Raw genomic sequence first — 17,162 nt, forward strand, 5'->3', positions numbered from 1 at the left:
AATCATGAAGAAGCTGAAGAAATATGAAGGATTATTATTTATATCACCCTATATTCTCGGGTTCCTGATCTTTACCCTATTCCCGATTTCATTCGCTTTCTATATCGGATTCACCGATTGGAACTCGTTTACGGATCCGACGTTCATCGGACTGCAGAACTATGTAGACTTATTTCATGATCCCAACTTCTTAAACTCATTGAAAGTAACCTGTATATATGCCCTCTTCGCCATTCCGCTGGGCATCCTTTCTTCCTTGACGATTGCAGCGATTGTGAACATCAAGGTAAAAGGGGTCTATTTCTTCCGGACGGCGCTTTATATGCCCGCTGTCGTATCCGGTGTTTCGATCGCCCTCTTATGGCGTTGGATCCTTGATCCGGAATACGGACTGATCAACCTTTTGCTCTCTTATATAGGTATTGACGGGCCCAACTGGCTCGGCGATCCCACCTGGGTCCTTCCCTCCTATATCATGATGGCGATCTGGGGCGCAGGCGGCGGCATGCTGACCTACCTTGCCGGGCTGCAGGATATCCCCCGGAGCCTCTATGAATCTGCAGAGATCGACGGGGCGAATTGGTGGACGAAATTCACGCAAATTACGATTCCGATGTTAAGCCCTGTCATCTTCTATAATCTTGTCATGGGGATCGTCGGTTCCTTCCGTAAGTTCAACGACGCATACATCATCGGAGGCGCCGGAAACCAGGGGCAGTTCTATATGGTCTATCTGTATGAAAATGCCTTTAACTATTACAAGATGGGATACGCAACCGCCATGGCGTGGATCCTGTTTCTTATCATCCTACTTCTGACCCTGCTTGTATTTAAATCATCCTCCCTTTGGGTGTTCTATGCAGGTGAAGTGGAGCCTTCAAAGAAAAAGAAACGAACGTTACCGTTATTCAAGAAAAGACCCTAGATTCAGGAGGTGAAAGACAATGTCAGCCGCAATGACGAACCAGCAACGCAAAAAAGTCGAAACTCTATTTGTCTATTTATTCTTAATCCTGGCATCAATCGCGACCATCCTGCCTTTATTCTGGATGATTTCGACTTCATTGAAATCAGGGGACATCATCTTTGAAATCCCCCCGAAGTGGATCCCAGAAACCTTTGAATGGGAAAACTATTCACGGGCAGTTACGGATATCCCTTTTTTCCTCTATTTTAAAAATACGGTCATCATCACCGGTTTTCGGATGTTTGCAGAAGTCTTTGTCTCCGCACTGGTTGCCTATGGATTCGCCCGCTTTCACTTTCCAGGAAAGAACATCTGGTTTGTGATCCTGCTCTCTACCATCATGCTGCCTGGGGAAATCACGATGATTCCTGTCTTTATCATGTTCAGTGAAGTCGGCTGGATCAACACCTTCAAGCCGCTTATCGTACCGTCCTTCTTCGGAGGGCAAGCCGTATTTATCTTTCTGCTGCGGCAATTCTTCATGTCCATCCCGAAAGAACTGGAAGAGTCGGCTGTCATGGACGGAGCGAACAGGTTCCAGATCTTTTATAAGATCTTCCTGCCATTGTCCAAACCGGCTTTGATCACAATCGGTTTATTCTCATTCCAGGGCTCATGGAACGACCTGCTCGGACCATTGATGTACTTAAATGACGCCAATAAATTCACCTTACAGCTCGGATTAGCCATGTTCAACGGAATGACCAAGGTAGAATGGGGGCCGTTGATGGCAGCTTCCCTACTTGTACTCCTTCCAACCATCGTGATATTCTTCGCGATGCAGAAGCATTTCGTCGAAGGCATCACTGTAACAGGAATCAAAGGTTGATCCAGTGCGCGGAGAGTCTTTCTCCGTCCACCATTCTATTACATTGGAGACGACACATATGAATCTCTCGAAAGACTTGAACGAAAATATCTTTTACCGCACGCTTCATTACATCTATTGGTTTCTATTGACCAACATCTATTTCTCCCTTTTCACCGTACCGTTCTGGTTCGTACTGCAGCTTTCATGGAATCCTGCCAATCTATTCAGCTGGTGTCTTCTTTTGATCAGCTTATTACCGGTAGGTCCTGCGTTGACAGCAGTGTACAGTGTCATGGGGAAATTACAACGGGAAAAGGCCATTTCTGTCACCAGGGATTTTTTCAAAGCGATGAAAATGAACGTTCGCCAGGCTATCCTTCCCTGGACCGCTCAATTGCTCATCACGTTCATCTTAATAGGGGATATTCTGTTTCTTACAGGTCACGAGGCGGGTACATACCTCACCCCGCTATGCTATCTGTTCTTGATCATACACGTCATCAGTGCCTTATATCTTTATCCCATTCTGTCCCGGCTGGAAATTCCCCTGATAGGATTGGTCAAGCTTTCCTACGGATATACTTTATTCCATATCAAAACGACGTTCATTCTTATTAGCCTGACCGCCATAACTGGTATACTAATATATAGCATTCCATTTATTTCATTTTTCTTTGTCATCGGCCCGTTCGCATATGGCGTCATATGGATCCTGAAGAGCACGATCCAAGAACTTGAAAAGAAACTAATCGTTTAGCAGATTGCGAGTGAAAAATTATGAAGAAGAAAGTAACGATGCAAGACATTGCCGATCGTTTAAATATATCGAAGAACTCCGTTTCCCAGGCGCTGACCGGAAAGCCCGGCGTCAGCGAAGAAACACGGCAAATGGTGAAAAAGGCCGCCAGAGAGCTCGGGTACGATTATCCGAAATCAAGGCAGCTTTCCACCGGGAAGAAAAAAGGAAGCATTGCCCTCATCGCATCAGACCTTGCCTTTTCTCTCAAAAGCTTCTTCGGTGATATATTCTTAAGCATTGAAAAAGAAGTAAGTCAAAGAGGGATGAGCCTGCAGATCCAATCGATCAACAAGGAATCGACACAGCAGCTGATCCTTCCTTCATTCATCGAGAATCAGTCTGTAGACGGGATCATCATCCTGTCACACATCAGCAACGACTACATCAACAAAGTTATCGGGACCGGCATACCGACCATCATGATTGACCACCACCATCCGACAAACAAATCGGATGCGATTTTGACCAACAACCGATTCGGTGCCTACACGGCCGTAGACCATTTGCTGAAACTGGGACACAAGGACATTGCCTATGTAGGGAACGTCGACTACTCCCCAAGTTACCAAGAGCGGTACGAGGGTTATGTCCACGCATTGAAGGATCACGGGATCACACCTCCCCAAGCGTTCACGTTCACAGAGGCAGCGGAAGAAGAAAGCATCATTCACGATTATATAAAGAACCTGACGACCAAGCCCACTGCCTGGTTCTGTGTAAACGACGGCCTCGGCTTCCTCGTCAACTCATGCCTGCAGCAGCAAGGCTACAAAGTTCCACAGGACGCTTCTGTCTGCAGCTATGACAACGGTCAGCTCTCGAAACTAGCGAGCCCTAAGATCACAACAATGGATATCGATTTGGAACTGTATGGAAAGAAAGCGGTGGAGCAATTGTGTTGGAGGATGGAGAATCTTGGGGAGCCTTTTCAGGAGGTGTTGATTTCTTCGGTGTTGGTGGAGAGGGAGTCTACCAGCACTCCTTCGTCGGAAGAATATTAAACTTAAGCATATTAAAAAGACCTAGAAGAATGATTTCTCACTCTTCTAGGTCTTTTAGTTTTTATTAAACAATAGTCATACTACTCTTGTGCCACTTCCACGCACTTTCAATAATATCCTCTAACGTGTACTTTGTCTTCCAACCTAATTCACGATAGATCTTCTCAGAGGAAGCTACCAAGATTGCCGGATCACCAGGACGTCTATCTGAAAGAATAACATTCGCTTCAATACCAGTTACCCTTTCACAAGTATCAATGATTTCCTTCACAGAATACCCTTTACCATTACCTAGATTATAGGTTGCTTTTTGAAGTTTCTCTTCCAATAAAGCATTCAGGCTTAATATATGGGCATTGGCCAAATCTGTAACGTGGATGTAATCACGAATGCACGTTCCATCATGCGTATCATAGTCTGTCCCAAATACGGAAATACTTTCGCGCTTCCCTAATAATTGTTCAAGAACAATGGGAATCAAGTGTGTTTCAGGGTCATGGTTTTCACCAATCTCTCCAGAAACATGGGCTCCGGCGGCATTGAAATATCTTAACACAACATAGTTTAGACCATACGCTTGGTGCAAATCTTCTAAGATTTGTTCCACCATCAGTTTGGAATGGCCATAAGGATTAATTGGATTCGTAACAGTCTCTTCTGTAATAGTATCCGTCTCAGGTATACCATATGTTGCCGCTGTAGAAGAGAAAATAAATTTCTTGACGCCGTGCTTCAACATCACATTTAATAGTGTTAAAGTATTTGAAACGTTATTCTCGTAATATTTGAAAGGATTCTGAACCGATTCCCCCACCAAGCTATTTGCAGCAAAATGCATAACAGCTTTAATTGGATAGTTAGAGAAAAGTTGATTCAGTGTTTCTCTATCCCCTAAATCACCTTGTACAAAATGAACCCGCTGATCAATCAAATATTCATGTCCAGTCGATAAGTTATCCAGAACAACTACCTCATTTTGTTCAGCCAATTCTTTCACTAGGTGACTGCCAATATAACCTGCTCCGCCAACTACTAGAATCATGTTACTTTCTCCTTTCAAACTGTCACTAGATAATGAACTCTATCCATTACACGCTTTTTAAGCATCTTTAACTTTTCTTGACTATCCGTTAGTAAGTTGTCCTGTACCACAAAATAAAACTTCGCTTTTGATTCTGTTCGTGATAGGGATTCACAAAATCAAGACCGTATGCGAGGAAATATTTAAATGCATATGAATTTAGAAGGTTGATTGTTTTCTTACTACCAAAACTACCAATTTAAATGAAAACTCCCTCTAAGGTTTTTTAATTCCATAGCCCCAACTAAACTTAAGTTAATATTAGAAACTCTAATAGAAAATACAAAGTTGAATTAAAGGTATTTAGTTTTTAAATTTTTTTATCCTCAAAGCCATTCGGATTTCCCGACTGCCACCTCCAAGCATCAGTACACATCTCTAAGATACCTTTTTCTGCTTTCCATCCAAGCTCCCTCTCAGCTTTTGTAGGGTCTGCGAAGCAAATAGCTATATCACCCGGCCTTCTCGTAATAAACCTATAAGGTATTTTTATATTTGTAGAGATTTCAAAAGCTTTCACTACATCTAAAACACTATGTCCTAGTCCAGTTCCCAAATTATAAGTCTCTATACCCTCTCTCTGGATTACTTTATTAAGAGCTTTTAAATGTCCCTTAGCAAGATCTACGACATGTATGTAATCTCTTACACCAGTTCCATCAGTTGTAGGATAATCGTTTCCAAATATGTTTAACTCTTTAAGTTTCCCTATTGCCACTTGTGTAATAAAAGGCATTAAGTTATTAGGTATTCCATTAGGATCTTCTCCTAACTGTCCACTTTTATGAGCACCAATAGGATTAAAATACCGTAAAATTGCTATACTCCATTTTTCATTTGCTATAGGCAAATCTTTCAAAATCTCCTCAATGATCAGTTTAGTTCTACCATATGGATTTGTAGCTTTCAGTTCAAATTCTTCAGTTATTGGAACATGGGTTGGATTTCCATAAACTGTGGCGGAAGAACTAAAGACTAAATTATATATATTATACTTCTCCATAAGTTCAATTAGAACTAGGGTTCCGGTAATGTTATTTGAATAATATTTTAAAGGTCTTTCAACAGATTCACCGACGGATTTCAGACCTGCGAAATGAATCACTGAATCTATTGAATTTTCTTCAAAAATCATATTCATTCCTGCTTTATCTAAAAGGTCAACATTATAAAACTTAACTTTTTTATTAGTTAAACTTTCAATGTTTTTTATTGAAATAGGACTACTGTTAGAAAAATTATCCACAATTACTACTTCGTGATTTTCCTTTAATAGTTCTACACAAGTATGGCTCCCAATAAATCCAGCACCACCAGTAACTAAAATATTCATTTTGCATATTCCTCCAGTTCTAAAATACAATGTTTCCATATACTCGCGTTACTTTTGACCTATAAACAAAAAGGCAAACGGCGTTCTTCTAATAACCACTGTAAATGAATATGAAATAAGTAAGGAAAGAACGAAACTAAGAGAAGTGAAAAGAAAATTCGAAAAAAAGATATCTGAAATTTCTTTTAATAATATAATTATTGCTAAATGAGCTAAATAAATCCCAAATGATTGCATGTATATTTTTCTTAAAACTTCAAATTGGAAAAATGAGCTAATCTTAAACAATAATAATAGTGAAAAAAAAGTATATATGGCTATTTCTGGTCTAAAAAAACCCAATAAAGCAGTTCTATTGGGTAGGTTCCACCATCCGAAATAGCAATCTATAAATAATATTATTAGTGAAAAACAGTAACCTAAAATTACCATCTTCAAACTGTATTTACTTATTATAGATTTAAAATTTACATAACTCCCTCCTACAACTATGCCTGTAAGATAGTATACTATCCACAAAAAATAACCTGATTGTAATACTAAGCTTATCCTATTAAAAGTTTTAGTGATTCCAATTGGTTGCTTTAAATAATATTCAAATACTATCAATCCAAGTATATTAAGAATAATTATAGATATTACATAAAGTTTTTTTCGGGCAATTTTTATTAAAAAAGGAGTTAATAAATAAAATTGAATTAGTAACGGTATATAATATAATTGAAAAAAAGGACCTGTGCCTGTAAATAAAGCTATTCCTATCTTTTTTAATGAAAACTCACTAACCATTAATAGACCCAATACTGTCCAAGTGACATATGGAATCATCCACTCTCTTATCCTTTTCAGAATAATCTTCTTAAATGTATATTTTTCGAAAGTCCAAAAAGCCAATATACCTGATACAAATAAAAATGCGGGTACTGAAAATCTACTTATCTGATTTATGAACATTGAAAAATAGAAAGTGGTACCACTAGTATTTTGATCTACTAAGAGACTTCCATAAACATGTATAGCTAACACAGCTAATATTGCAATCGATCTAATAAAGTTCAATTCCCACAAATTATTATTTCTGTTATACATAATTACTCCTAGATTTACTCTTTATACTATTTTGTCATTTCCTCATAAGTACATAATTTTTCAATATCCACCCAGTCTGATTCCAACCTAACTATATCATCTTCAAGTAATTCTTTCCCTCTCTGAACTTCAATAATCTGTAGATTCGTTATTGCTTTAATTCCATGAAATTGACCTTCCTTTATATATAGTACATCACCAGCTTTAACTTTATTTAATTTTCCATTAAGGGCGTATATCCCTTCTCCACTAATGATTGTCCACAACTCACTTCTATTATTGTGAAAATGGTAACTGATATTTTGTCCAGGATTCACCTCAAACCTTTTTGTTAAGACCTCATTACCATCCCTACTTTTTATTAAATCTAAAACAACGTAATGTCCCCATCTTCTCTCGACATGCATAGGTCTATTACTAAAATTATTTACGACATCTTTGATTCTAGGACTTGAATTTTTATCTGATACTAAGATTCCATCTGGGCTAGCTGCAACAATTAAATTGGAAGCTCCAATAATTGCTATAGGAATATCTAATTCATTAATCATATGTGTGTTAGTACAGTCGGTACTAATATTACCTTTACCAATTTGATTTGAAGACATTTCTTCAGATAATGTATTCCAAGTTCCAAGATCCTTCCATTCCCCGTTGTAAGGTAATACCGTTATCTTTTTACAGTTTTCTACAACTTCATAATCAAAGCTATTTTTGGGAAGGTCATTGTACCTAGATAACAATTCATTATATTTTATAGGGAAATTCATATTTTTTAATATGTCTAAGATATATTTCAATTTAAATGCAAATACTCCGCAATTCCATAATGCCCCTTCATTTATTAATTTTTCCGCACATTCTTCTGTGGGTTTTTCTGTGAAAGCCTGAACACTTCGATATTCTCTAATATCTACCTGATTATCAGGAAGTATATACCCGTATTTTGATGAAGGGTATGTCGGTTTGACACCAATAAGACCAATATCAACCTTACTTTCATTCAAAACACGCTCTAGATCTTGCAACCTATCAAAAAATCTATCCTCTACAAAAGGATCAACTGGGAGCACAGATATAACTTCATTTTCATCAGTTTCTTTCTTACTGTATAGATAACTTGCAGCTAAAGCAATCGCTGGAAAAGTATCTCTCCTACTAGGTTCAATTACTATTTCTCCTCGAGCTTCTAATTGATTTCTAATTATTTCGGCTTGTAACCGACTAGTAGCAATTATTGTTGAGTTTTCCAAATTAACTTTTCTTATTTGACCCCAAACCCTCTGGATCATCGACTGAGTATTATCTCTATCATCTTTTAATACTTTTAGAAATTGTTTGGATCTTAAATCATTTGATAATGGCCACAGTCTTTTTCCTGAACCACCTGATAATAAAATAACTTTCATTGTCTCACCCTTTTTGTCTTATTTGTATGGCTTTCGTTACGAAGTATAATTTATATTTTTTTTTAATATTATGCTTCAAATAAAGATATCCAAATAATCTAATGAATGAAAAAGCAATCGGGAAGGAATAATAACCCACATATTTGAAAAATACCATTATTATAATTAGTTGTATAAAAAGTTGAAGTATCTGAATTATAAATAGAACTTTTGTATTTTTTTCTTTATAAGTTATAATAGAGTAAAAATTATACTTAATACTAAAATAAAATCCAAAAGAAAGAATCAATATTGTCATTGTCAATAATTTCTCTTGGCTATAAATAAATTTAATAGCTACTAATAATACTATTATAAAAATTAAGAAAAATGATATTAATAGGGCATCAATCTTCTTTTCATTTTTTCGGAGCCATTCATAGATCTTGTGTGGAGATAGTGTTTGGACTTCAGAAAATGAATACTTTAGTAATGATGTACTAATAATCGATATTATCATAAACCATTGTATAGAAATCATATACCAACCTAATAGATTCTTATTTAAAAAATGTCCAATTATAATTTGATCTAGTCTCATTAATAAAACCGCTATTAGGGTACTTAAACTTATCCATTTAATATCAAACCAAAACCTCTTATTTATAACTTCTTTGGATATTGTGTACTTATAATTAACTTTCTTCAAATAAAACAATGTTGGTAATACGTTAGATATTATTAAAATTATAAGAATCATATTTAAATTTGTATCAGTAATAGCAACAAGCAATACAATTATTAATTTTATTGTTCCATTTAATATTGAAAATATTAGCTGATGTTTAATCATTTTATTTTTTATTAACATTGAATAAACTATTTGATACAAACTCGCGGCAGCTACATTAATAAAAATCAACGCAAACTCTATATTTGAACTAAACAGCAATACTCCTAAAAATACACAAAGTGATAGCATTAAATTAACAAGACTTAATATCGAATTTTCATACTCAGCATAGTTATTCGAAAGTAAGAAGGTTGATACCCCCAATTCCACAAAAGGAATAAATAAAAAAATCATTGCATATGCGAAGGAGAATTCACCAAAAAATCTCTCTGATGAAATTATTGACAAAAGTGTAAATAACAAGAAATTAAATACTGAGTTTAATATCGAACTACTTAATATTCCTAAAAATCTTTTCAAGTATTTTGTATAATCTTTCATATATCTCCAACTTTTTTTTCATATATATTTTTTTCTCTCTTTTTAGTTTACGATACAAGTCTAGGTTCCTTCTATTTCTTTGAACTTTTGAACCATAAAACACAGAGTATGGTGGAATATCTCCCCTTATGACCTCGCCGGCGCCTATTATTGAACCTTCTCCAATACTAACTCCAGGAGTGATAATAACATTCCCACCTACCCAAACATTTTCATCTATAGTAACTTTTTTTTCCACTGTCCTTGGGTCATAAGGAATTGAAACAATGTCCTTCCCTTCAAAATAGTGATTGCTAGTATATATAGTAATATTAGGGCCAATTATTGCTCCATTTTTTATTTCAAGCCCACCATTAGAAGAAACTTTTGCTCCAGGTCCAATATAAACCCCTTCTCCTAATGTAATTTTATTAGGTTGATAATATTCTCCCTTTTCTAGAATAGTATACCTACCTATTTCTTTGAATTTTCGAGCTCTTAAGTGGGTTTTTATTATTTTTAATATCATATTAAGCCACCAACTTATTTAATATTTACAAATTTTTGTGCTATATTCTGGACATTGTATTTTTCAACATTTTTTATAAGTTTAGTTGATGTTTCATAATAATATTTTTCATTAGAAATCAAATCAAAAATCACTTTATAAAAAGAAGAAACACTTCTCTTTGTAATAAGATTTTCCGCATCTAACTCGGTTAATACCTCAACAGGTCCTTCACATTGGTGAGATACGATTATTGGAACTCCTTTACTCGCAGCTTCTATTACTACCATTCCAAAGGATTCATTTAAAGACGGCACTATTAATATATCAACTTCATACTCTAATAAATTCAAAATATCTTTTCTTTCCCCTAGTAGACTTACCTTCTCTCTCAAACCTAATTTTTTTATTTGATCTAATACTTTACTTTCAAAATGATTTTCTTCTTTTGTATTAAAGGGTTTTCCACCAATAATTTTAAATTCTACATTCATATTTTTATCATTAATATACTTGCAAATATTAACAAAAAAATCATGCCCCTTTATCTCTTGAAACCTACCAATCATTGCTATTGTCGCTTTATTGCTAGTGATTTTTTTAGGCTTGATGTTTTTATTGTTTATTGGAATTCCTAAAGGTAATATCTTGAGTATTTCATTTTTTATATTTATTTGGTTTAATAAATTTCTTTTTACTGCCTTTGAAACAGCTAAGACATAGCTGCAATTTTTTATTAATAACCTCTCTAAAATTCTATATTCTGTCCAATTTGAATGTTCGATATAAATAATTTCCAATTTGCTATTAATAATTCTTATAAAAGGAATTAAATATAAAGTAGACTTAGAATTTAATACTACCGTATCAATCTGTTTTAAGTGTTTTCCTAGCTGTTTAAATATTCGAAAGAACTTGAAATTCCTAATGAGAGCTTTGTAGTTAAACTCAGAATTATAAATGCCCTCGAGATCTAATTTGGAATTTAGCTCCCCCCGGTTTAAAGTGAGGATTCTTGAAATATGATTAGAGTTATTTAGTTCTACTGTTAAATTATATAGGGAACTTTCTCCGCCCCCTATCCCAGAATATTCTGTGATAAACAAGTATCTTTTGCTCATACTCCCTCCATTATCTTACCGTTTACATCTGCGTTTTCTTTATATTTTTGTATATTTTTTTTGATTGTTTCTTCATTATTCAATAATTCATTAAAAGATTGAATAAATTCTTCCTTACTAAAACAAGTATCTAACCAGTTGTTTCCATCACCCACTGATAATGATATATTTTCTATCTCTAACATTTTTGATAAGTCTGATAATTTATGATCGTATATTATCGGAATCATTGGTGTTTCAAAGAGAGTAGAAAGTACCATTCCATGAAACCTCATAGGAACAACAAATTTAGATTTAATAATTTCTGTATAAACTTCTTCATATTTATTGTAATCTAATACACTAAATTCACAGTCAGTTAAGTGATTTATAAAATACTGTTTATCAAATTCTTTTTGGAAAGGAATAATTAATACATCGTATTTTTCAGAAAGAAATTTTATTATTTCTCTCATTGAATTAATGTACTCTTCTAATCTTTGTTCGTTATTATTCCACAGAGAATTATAAAATAAAGGTGTAGGAATAATTGAGACTTGATCCTTTTTAGTTACCATTTTATTTTTTTCATAAAACTCTCTTAAGTTTTCATTTTCAAACACAATATCGTTAGATAAAATAATGTTGTTAAGTCCTAATTTATCTAGATTATCTTTAGAGGTTTTATCTCTCACTAAAATAGAATCGGCTAGTGAGAAAACATCTTTTATTTTTTCTTTCTTAACATTCCCAACAAATGGACCAGCACCTACACCAATAAAATATTGCTTTTTTCCTAGTAGTTTAAAGAACTTCATTCTATTAATTAATCTTCTTATAACAACTTTGTTCCAATCTGATACTCCACCACCCACTGAATATAAAATTATATCTACCTCTTTATATGCTCTAATATTTTCCCATATATTTGCTCTTAGTATTAATTTAGCCCAACTTTTCATTGTGAATTCATGATCATATATCCAGTTATATTTTTTTGAAACTTTTTGATTACTCGCAATATAGATTTTATCTGGATTTATCCTTTTCATAACTTGCTCATAAGTAGATTCTAAGATTAATTCATCTCCTATATTTTTCTCACCAAACCACCCTACTATTAATACTTTCATTTTAATAACTCCTTATAAATTCCGATAACTTTTTTGGATGTTAATTCATAGCTAATCCCTTTATCAAATAAAAATTCCCTTAGTTTCGTGCCATCCATTGGAACATTTAAAAGTTTTTCACTCATTTGAACAAACTGATCTTTATTATCACAAATTAAGAATTCGAGACCTGATGATAATAACTCTTCTAAGTCCCCGACCCTTGAACAAAGAATAGGTGTGCCGCATGCTAAACTCTCTTTTACTATTGTGGGTGAGGCTTCAAACTTGGAGGTTAAATAACAAATGTCTGCTGCATTTAAATAAATATACATTTCTTTTGTACTTATTTTCCCACCGTAAATTACATGAATTTTTTTACTGATTTTTTTCTGGAGTTCATCAACAACATTATCAAATAAGTCAACGTTTTTCTCTATTCTCGGCTCATGAGGAAAAAGCAAAAGTATATCATTAACAGGGATACCTAATGACTCTTTTGCTTTATTTTTATCTATAATACGAAAATTATTGAAATCTATTCCCATAGGATTATTAGTTATTTTCATGTTCTTATAATATAATGTATTATCAGAATATCTAGTTAGTATTAGGTGATCCATCTGATTAAATATTTTTGTTCTGATGTCAAATATGGAAAAAATCTTCTCAATGAAAGCTTTCCTACCATGTCCATAAGCGGGGAATATTTCATTGTTCTTTATATTAATATTTCCCCCTTCGTGAATAGTCATAATTTTCTTTATTCCCCTATTACCTCTAATAAAAAATGCATACCAAGCAATATATGAATGATGAAAATGAATAATATCGTAGTCTTTATAGACCTTTAGAAACCTATTTAATCCTATTAAGTAGTTCAGCTTATTCTCTCTTCCATTTAAAAATAATAAGTCAACTTTTTCTCCTTGGCTTTTCATGAATTTATATTCCAGTTCTAAAAAATTCCCAAAATAGTCCATATCTTTGTATGGAAACATATTTGTTACTATCAAAATTTTCATATTATACTCCTCATTCAAATAAACTATGAAGTAAGGTATTATTTTTCGAATCAAACATATGATGATTTAAAATATATTTATAACCTTGCTCTCTTATATTACTGTACTTATTTTTTTCTTCTAATACACTTAATATACTTTCAATAAACTCACCATTTTCATTTGAAATTATTAAGTGTTCTTTGTTTATTATAGTCTTAATTCCTTCTACACTTTTATCTGAAGCGATTACTATACTATTTTGAGCTAAAGCTTCAAGTATCTTATTCTTCATTCCAGAACCTGATACCAATGGAGAAACATATATAGTAGAACAGTGTATATATTCTTTTAAACTATCAACTTTTCCTATCCCGAATATGTTATGATCCGGAGCATTATATTTTTCACTACCCACTCCTGCGAGTAATAATTTTAATTTCGGTTTTTTGTTTTTAATATATGGAAATATATCATTTATTAACCTTAAAGAAGCTTCGTGATTTGGTGGATATTCCATATTTCCTGTAAATAAAATATAATCACCATATGTTTTTCTAATTTCCCCCATCAATTTGATATCATTATTGATGTATAAATCATCCTCATCCAACCCTATTTCAAGAACTGAAAAATTTCTATAAGTTACCATTGATTCGATAAATTGCTTATCCAGTTCAGATACAAATATTACTTTTTTGAATTTTTTATATATTTGTGTTTCTAATTTTAAGTATGCAATTGAACTAATTGAGTAATAAATTCTTTTTAACCAATTAGAACTATTCATAGCTATTGACTGTTGTAATCTCGCAATTGAATCCTGAGCTAATAACACTGAGTTATCACCTTTTTTGATAAATGGAGCTAAATATATACTTTCTATTATGGAAAACTCATTAGTGCTATGGGTGTCTAATTCAGAAAATTTTTCTCTATAAGTATTCTGTACTGGTATATTTTTAGTTAGTAACAAAATAAAAGCTTTTATCTTATTTACTTTATTAATTTTTGGTTTATTAATTATGCAAAGTTCTACATCATTAATAGTTTGGCTTTTATAAAAAGATAGAATTTGCTGTATATACTTGGTGCTGCCTACCTTATTTTGTTTATTAATATCATTTTCAGTATAAAATTTTATTTTTTTCATTCTATCCTCCTAACTTCTTACCTATCATATGAGTTACATACCTAGCATTTCCAAATAAGTACCTTTTATATAAACGCTTGGGTTCTTGTATTAATCTAAATAACCACTCAAGTCCATATTTCCTCATAAAAAGGGGGGCTCTTTTTACATTACCTGAGTAATAATCAAACAAACCGCCACATGTAATGAATGCTTTTACGTTATATAATTCCTTTGAATGATCGTCAACCCATTTTTCTTGAACAGGACAACCAAATCCCACAAATAGTATATCTACTTCTAAATTATTTACAATACTAATTATGTCCGCTACATCCTTCTCCTCAAAATACCCGTGGTGGTATCCTACGAAATTGACATTTGGGTATTCTTTTTTAAATCTTTCTATTACTCTCTTCCCAGTTTCCCCCTTACCTCCTAATAAAAATATTCTGTATCCTAATTTTTTTTGATTTAATTCTTTTAATAGTTGAGGGAATAAATCAGTAGTTGCTATTCGTTCCTTAGCTACTGGTAATTTCAAAAATTTCTGGGTATATATAATACCCATACCATCAACATATACTATGTTTTTTTCGTTCTGCAATATCTCTTTATATTTATAATCATCTAGAAATTTAAGATAACAGTCCGGGTTCAGAGCATAAAAATATGATTTTTTATGCTCTGACACACTTGAAATGATTCTTTTTATTAGTTGGTCTGATGTATCTAAAAATAATTTTATTCCATTGAAATCCATTTAGATCTTTCCTCTTTTCCAAGAAAATATTATTCCCAACAAAATCCACACAAAACATGTTCTTAATGAGAAAATAAAAAGTATCCCAGATTCAGTAATACCTCTAATAAAAACTAATAATACTAGAGAAAAACTAATAAAGAATAATTGCTTATTTTTCCTAACACCTGCTTTTACAAAAATATATAAAAGAAATGTCATTATAGCAATAAAACCTAGAACACCAGTAATCACCATTAGATGAAGATACATGTTATGAGCACCTAAACCTTGTAAAGATGCTGGTAAATTGGAATCATAGAGGTTTCTAATTTGAGAAATAGGGGTACCCATAAAAAAATGGTTTGATATTATAATTTTTGATGCTCTCCAAAGCTCTTCTCTTCCAGAAAAAAGTTCGGTTTGATTAAATTTTCCTAAAAAATAAAAAACGTTTATAAACTTCTGGATAATAATTATTAGACCAAAAAGATAAATACTTAAATAAACATATACAGGCTTTATTTTTTTCTCTATAAACAAATATGCTAAAAATATTAGTAGTGATAAAAATATCGAGGTCCTACTTATAGTCATTATTACTAATATAATTGATAACACAAATGAAATTTTAGAAAATTTAATTTTATTTTGTATTCCTACTAAGCTGAAAAGCAATAGAAAAACTTGAAGGTCTCCAAATTCATTTACAGCAATAAACGGTCCAGAGATTATATTTTTCCCAAAAAAACTCTGTTCAATAAGGATACTATATAAACTTCCATTAATATTTAGGTATAATGGTTCACTAAATAGAATATACAAAATCAGTGACAGCATTGATACAAACATCGTTATCTTCATTAAAAATTTTAATATTTCTATTGATCGTTCATTTTCAAACGAAGTATATAGAGAGACTATATAAAAAAGTGTTATATAGTAGTAAATTCTTAAGAAGTATGATATAAAATCTGCCAAAGAGTTTCCGTTTGAAATTAAGCATAATCCCACAATAATTAGCAGGAAAAATATATTGACTTCAAAATAACTTTTCTTATTTGGTCGATTTAAGAATAAATAAAATGCATATGTTGAGTTAATTATTAACAAAACAAAAAATAATACCTGGTACAGTAAACTACTAAAACCTAGCCCAAGAGAATATATTATTGTTAGATTAATTAATAAAAATAGTTTCATGAAATTTCTCCATATTAGTAAGAGCCTTCAGTTTTTAGTAGAACCCAAATAGTTTTCATAATTATTTTCAAATCCAAACTTAAACTTCTATTTTTGATATATTTTATATCTAGCCTCACCATCTCTTTAAAACCAATATTACTTCTCCCACTTACTTGCCATAACCCTGTGCATCCAGGTGTCACCAAAAGCCGTTGCATATCGTGTTTGCTGTATTCTTTTACTTCTCTTGGTAGGGGAGGTCTAGGTCCAACTAAGCTCATTTCTCCCCTAAGCACATTAATTAGTTGCGGAAGTTCATCTATACTTGTTTTCCTGATGAATTTTCCGATCTTTGTAACCCGGGGGTCTTCTTTCATTTTAAACATAGCTCCACTGACCTCATTTTTTTGTATTAAATCAGCTAATTTGAACTCAGCGTCTGTAACCATGGAACGAAATTTATACATATTAAACTCTTTTTGGTTTTTTCCTACTCTTTTTTGTTTAAATAAGATTGCTCCCTTTGGATCATCCAGTTTAATAAGTACACCAATTATTATAAACAGCATTAATAATAAGATTATCCCAAGAGAAGCTCCAATAATATCTATGGTTCTCTTTGAAAGTTTATATATCTTACTTTCATTGATTACAACTATTTCAGTCGCTTCCATAAATATTAACTCTTTTTCCCCAA

General features: G+C 32.8%; 17 protein-coding genes. 4 read left to right on the forward strand and 13 right to left on the reverse strand.

Features of this window, described 5'->3' with window-relative positions:
- The first annotated feature begins 4 nt into the window (after positions 1 to 4).
- Genes KH172YL63_RS20270 through KH172YL63_RS20285 form a run of 4 tightly spaced genes read left to right on the forward strand, consistent with a single transcriptional unit; the run spans position 5 to position 3,578 of the window.
- The gene (locus KH172YL63_RS20270; RefSeq protein WP_173107772.1) at positions 5 to 925 is read left to right on the forward strand and encodes a carbohydrate ABC transporter permease; all 921 of its coding nucleotides are present in this window, start codon (positions 5 to 7) and stop codon (positions 923 to 925) included.
- Between the two features lie 19 nt (positions 926 to 944).
- Entirely contained in the window at positions 945 to 1,796 is an 852-nt protein-coding gene (locus KH172YL63_RS20275; protein WP_197747084.1) for a carbohydrate ABC transporter permease, read from the forward strand.
- A 58-nt stretch (positions 1,797 to 1,854) separates the two neighbouring features.
- Entirely contained in the window at positions 1,855 to 2,535 is a 681-nt protein-coding gene (locus KH172YL63_RS20280) for a YesL family protein (RefSeq protein ID WP_173107773.1), read from the forward strand.
- Positions 2,536 to 2,555: 20 nt separating this feature from the next.
- On the forward strand, positions 2,556 to 3,578 hold the full coding sequence (locus KH172YL63_RS20285) for a substrate-binding domain-containing protein (protein ID WP_173107774.1): 1,023 nt from the start codon (positions 2,556 to 2,558) through the stop codon (positions 3,576 to 3,578).
- A gap of 64 nt (positions 3,579 to 3,642) precedes the next feature.
- Here KH172YL63_RS20285 and galE (KH172YL63_RS20290) read toward each other — a convergent pair whose 3' ends face one another.
- From galE (KH172YL63_RS20290) to KH172YL63_RS20350, 13 genes are all read right to left on the reverse strand, one after another.
- The gene (gene galE, locus KH172YL63_RS20290; RefSeq protein WP_173107775.1) at positions 3,643 to 4,620 is read right to left on the reverse strand and encodes a UDP-glucose 4-epimerase GalE; all 978 of its coding nucleotides are present in this window, start codon (positions 4,618 to 4,620) and stop codon (positions 3,643 to 3,645) included.
- Between the two features lie 349 nt (positions 4,621 to 4,969).
- Positions 4,970 to 5,992: a UDP-glucose 4-epimerase GalE gene (gene galE / locus KH172YL63_RS20295; protein WP_173107776.1), complete on the reverse strand. Its 1,023-nt coding sequence runs from the start codon at positions 5,990 to 5,992 to the stop codon at positions 4,970 to 4,972.
- 48 nt (positions 5,993 to 6,040) lie between these two features.
- On the reverse strand, positions 6,041 to 7,081 hold the full coding sequence (locus KH172YL63_RS20300; protein WP_173107777.1) for an acyltransferase: 1,041 nt from the start codon (positions 7,079 to 7,081) through the stop codon (positions 6,041 to 6,043).
- Between the two features lie 26 nt (positions 7,082 to 7,107).
- Positions 7,108 to 8,490: a sugar phosphate nucleotidyltransferase gene (locus KH172YL63_RS20305; RefSeq protein WP_173107778.1), complete on the reverse strand. Its 1,383-nt coding sequence runs from the start codon at positions 8,488 to 8,490 to the stop codon at positions 7,108 to 7,110.
- A 4-nt stretch (positions 8,491 to 8,494) separates the two neighbouring features.
- Positions 8,495 to 9,703, reverse strand: a complete 1,209-nt coding sequence (locus KH172YL63_RS20310; protein ID WP_173107779.1) for a lipopolysaccharide biosynthesis protein — start codon at positions 9,701 to 9,703, stop codon at positions 8,495 to 8,497.
- Positions 9,654 to 10,211: an acyltransferase gene (locus KH172YL63_RS20315; protein WP_173107780.1), complete on the reverse strand. Its 558-nt coding sequence runs from the start codon at positions 10,209 to 10,211 to the stop codon at positions 9,654 to 9,656. The genes KH172YL63_RS20310 and KH172YL63_RS20315 overlap by 50 nt, the downstream gene beginning before the upstream one ends.
- Positions 10,212 to 10,225: 14 nt before the next feature.
- Positions 10,226 to 11,311 carry a glycosyltransferase gene (locus tag KH172YL63_RS20320; protein ID WP_173107781.1) on the reverse strand — a complete coding sequence of 362 codons (1,086 nt, stop codon included), beginning with the start codon at positions 11,309 to 11,311 and terminating at the stop codon, positions 10,226 to 10,228.
- A complete protein-coding gene (locus KH172YL63_RS20325; protein ID WP_173107782.1) occupies positions 11,308 to 12,423 on the reverse strand; it encodes a polysaccharide pyruvyl transferase family protein in 1,116 nt (371 codons plus the stop codon). The genes KH172YL63_RS20320 and KH172YL63_RS20325 overlap by 4 nt, the downstream gene beginning before the upstream one ends.
- On the reverse strand, positions 12,420 to 13,427 hold the full coding sequence (locus KH172YL63_RS20330; RefSeq protein WP_173107783.1) for a glycosyltransferase family 4 protein: 1,008 nt from the start codon (positions 13,425 to 13,427) through the stop codon (positions 12,420 to 12,422). Before KH172YL63_RS20330 ends, KH172YL63_RS20325 begins: the two co-directional genes overlap by 4 nt.
- Before the next feature lie 10 nt (positions 13,428 to 13,437).
- Positions 13,438 to 14,559 (reverse strand): glycosyltransferase family 4 protein, encoded by a 1,122-nt coding sequence (locus KH172YL63_RS20335; protein ID WP_173107784.1) that lies wholly within the window; start codon positions 14,557 to 14,559, stop codon positions 13,438 to 13,440.
- A 1-nt stretch (position 14,560) separates the two neighbouring features.
- A complete protein-coding gene (locus KH172YL63_RS20340) occupies positions 14,561 to 15,301 on the reverse strand; it encodes a WecB/TagA/CpsF family glycosyltransferase (protein ID WP_173107785.1) in 741 nt (246 codons plus the stop codon).
- On the reverse strand, positions 15,302 to 16,483 hold the full coding sequence (locus KH172YL63_RS20345; RefSeq protein ID WP_173107786.1) for an O-antigen ligase family protein: 1,182 nt from the start codon (positions 16,481 to 16,483) through the stop codon (positions 15,302 to 15,304). It lies immediately after the preceding gene.
- Between the two features lie 14 nt (positions 16,484 to 16,497).
- Entirely contained in the window at positions 16,498 to 17,139 is a 642-nt protein-coding gene (locus tag KH172YL63_RS20350; RefSeq protein WP_173108320.1) for a sugar transferase, read from the reverse strand.
- Between the last annotated feature and the right edge of the window lie 23 nt (positions 17,140 to 17,162).

This window comes from Bacillus sp. KH172YL63 (genome assembly GCF_011398925.1).
GTDB lineage: Bacteria > Bacillota > Bacilli > Bacillales > Bacillaceae_B > Rossellomorea.

Coding starts and splice junctions, on each gene's coding strand:
- KH172YL63_RS20300 (WP_173107777.1), bottom strand. CDS start 7,081: ATGTATAACAGAAATAATAATTTGTGGGAATTGAACTTTATTAGATCG.
- KH172YL63_RS20345 (WP_173107786.1), bottom strand. CDS start 16,483: ATGAAACTATTTTTATTAATTAATCTAACAATAATATATTCTCTTGGG.
- KH172YL63_RS20285 (WP_173107774.1), top strand. CDS start 2,556: ATGAAGAAGAAAGTAACGATGCAAGACATTGCCGATCGTTTAAATATA.
- KH172YL63_RS20340 (WP_173107785.1), bottom strand. CDS start 15,301: ATGGATTTCAATGGAATAAAATTATTTTTAGATACATCAGACCAACTA.
- KH172YL63_RS20305 (WP_173107778.1), bottom strand. CDS start 8,490: ATGAAAGTTATTTTATTATCAGGTGGTTCAGGAAAAAGACTGTGGCCA.
- KH172YL63_RS20315 (WP_173107780.1), bottom strand. CDS start 10,211: ATGATATTAAAAATAATAAAAACCCACTTAAGAGCTCGAAAATTCAAA.
- KH172YL63_RS20275 (WP_197747084.1), top strand. CDS start 945: ATGTCAGCCGCAATGACGAACCAGCAACGCAAAAAAGTCGAAACTCTA.
- galE (WP_173107775.1), bottom strand. CDS start 4,620: ATGATTCTAGTAGTTGGCGGAGCAGGTTATATTGGCAGTCACCTAGTG.
- KH172YL63_RS20350 (WP_173108320.1), bottom strand. CDS start 17,139: ATGGAAGCGACTGAAATAGTTGTAATCAATGAAAGTAAGATATATAAA.
- KH172YL63_RS20335 (WP_173107784.1), bottom strand. CDS start 14,559: ATGAAAAAAATAAAATTTTATACTGAAAATGATATTAATAAACAAAAT.
- KH172YL63_RS20310 (WP_173107779.1), bottom strand. CDS start 9,703: ATGAAAGATTATACAAAATACTTGAAAAGATTTTTAGGAATATTAAGT.
- KH172YL63_RS20325 (WP_173107782.1), bottom strand. CDS start 12,423: ATGAAAGTATTAATAGTAGGGTGGTTTGGTGAGAAAAATATAGGAGAT.
- KH172YL63_RS20270 (WP_173107772.1), top strand. CDS start 5: ATGAAGAAGCTGAAGAAATATGAAGGATTATTATTTATATCACCCTAT.
- galE (WP_173107776.1), bottom strand. CDS start 5,992: ATGAATATTTTAGTTACTGGTGGTGCTGGATTTATTGGGAGCCATACT.
- KH172YL63_RS20280 (WP_173107773.1), top strand. CDS start 1,855: ATGAATCTCTCGAAAGACTTGAACGAAAATATCTTTTACCGCACGCTT.
- KH172YL63_RS20330 (WP_173107783.1), bottom strand. CDS start 13,427: ATGAAAATTTTGATAGTAACAAATATGTTTCCATACAAAGATATGGAC.
- KH172YL63_RS20320 (WP_173107781.1), bottom strand. CDS start 11,311: ATGAGCAAAAGATACTTGTTTATCACAGAATATTCTGGGATAGGGGGC.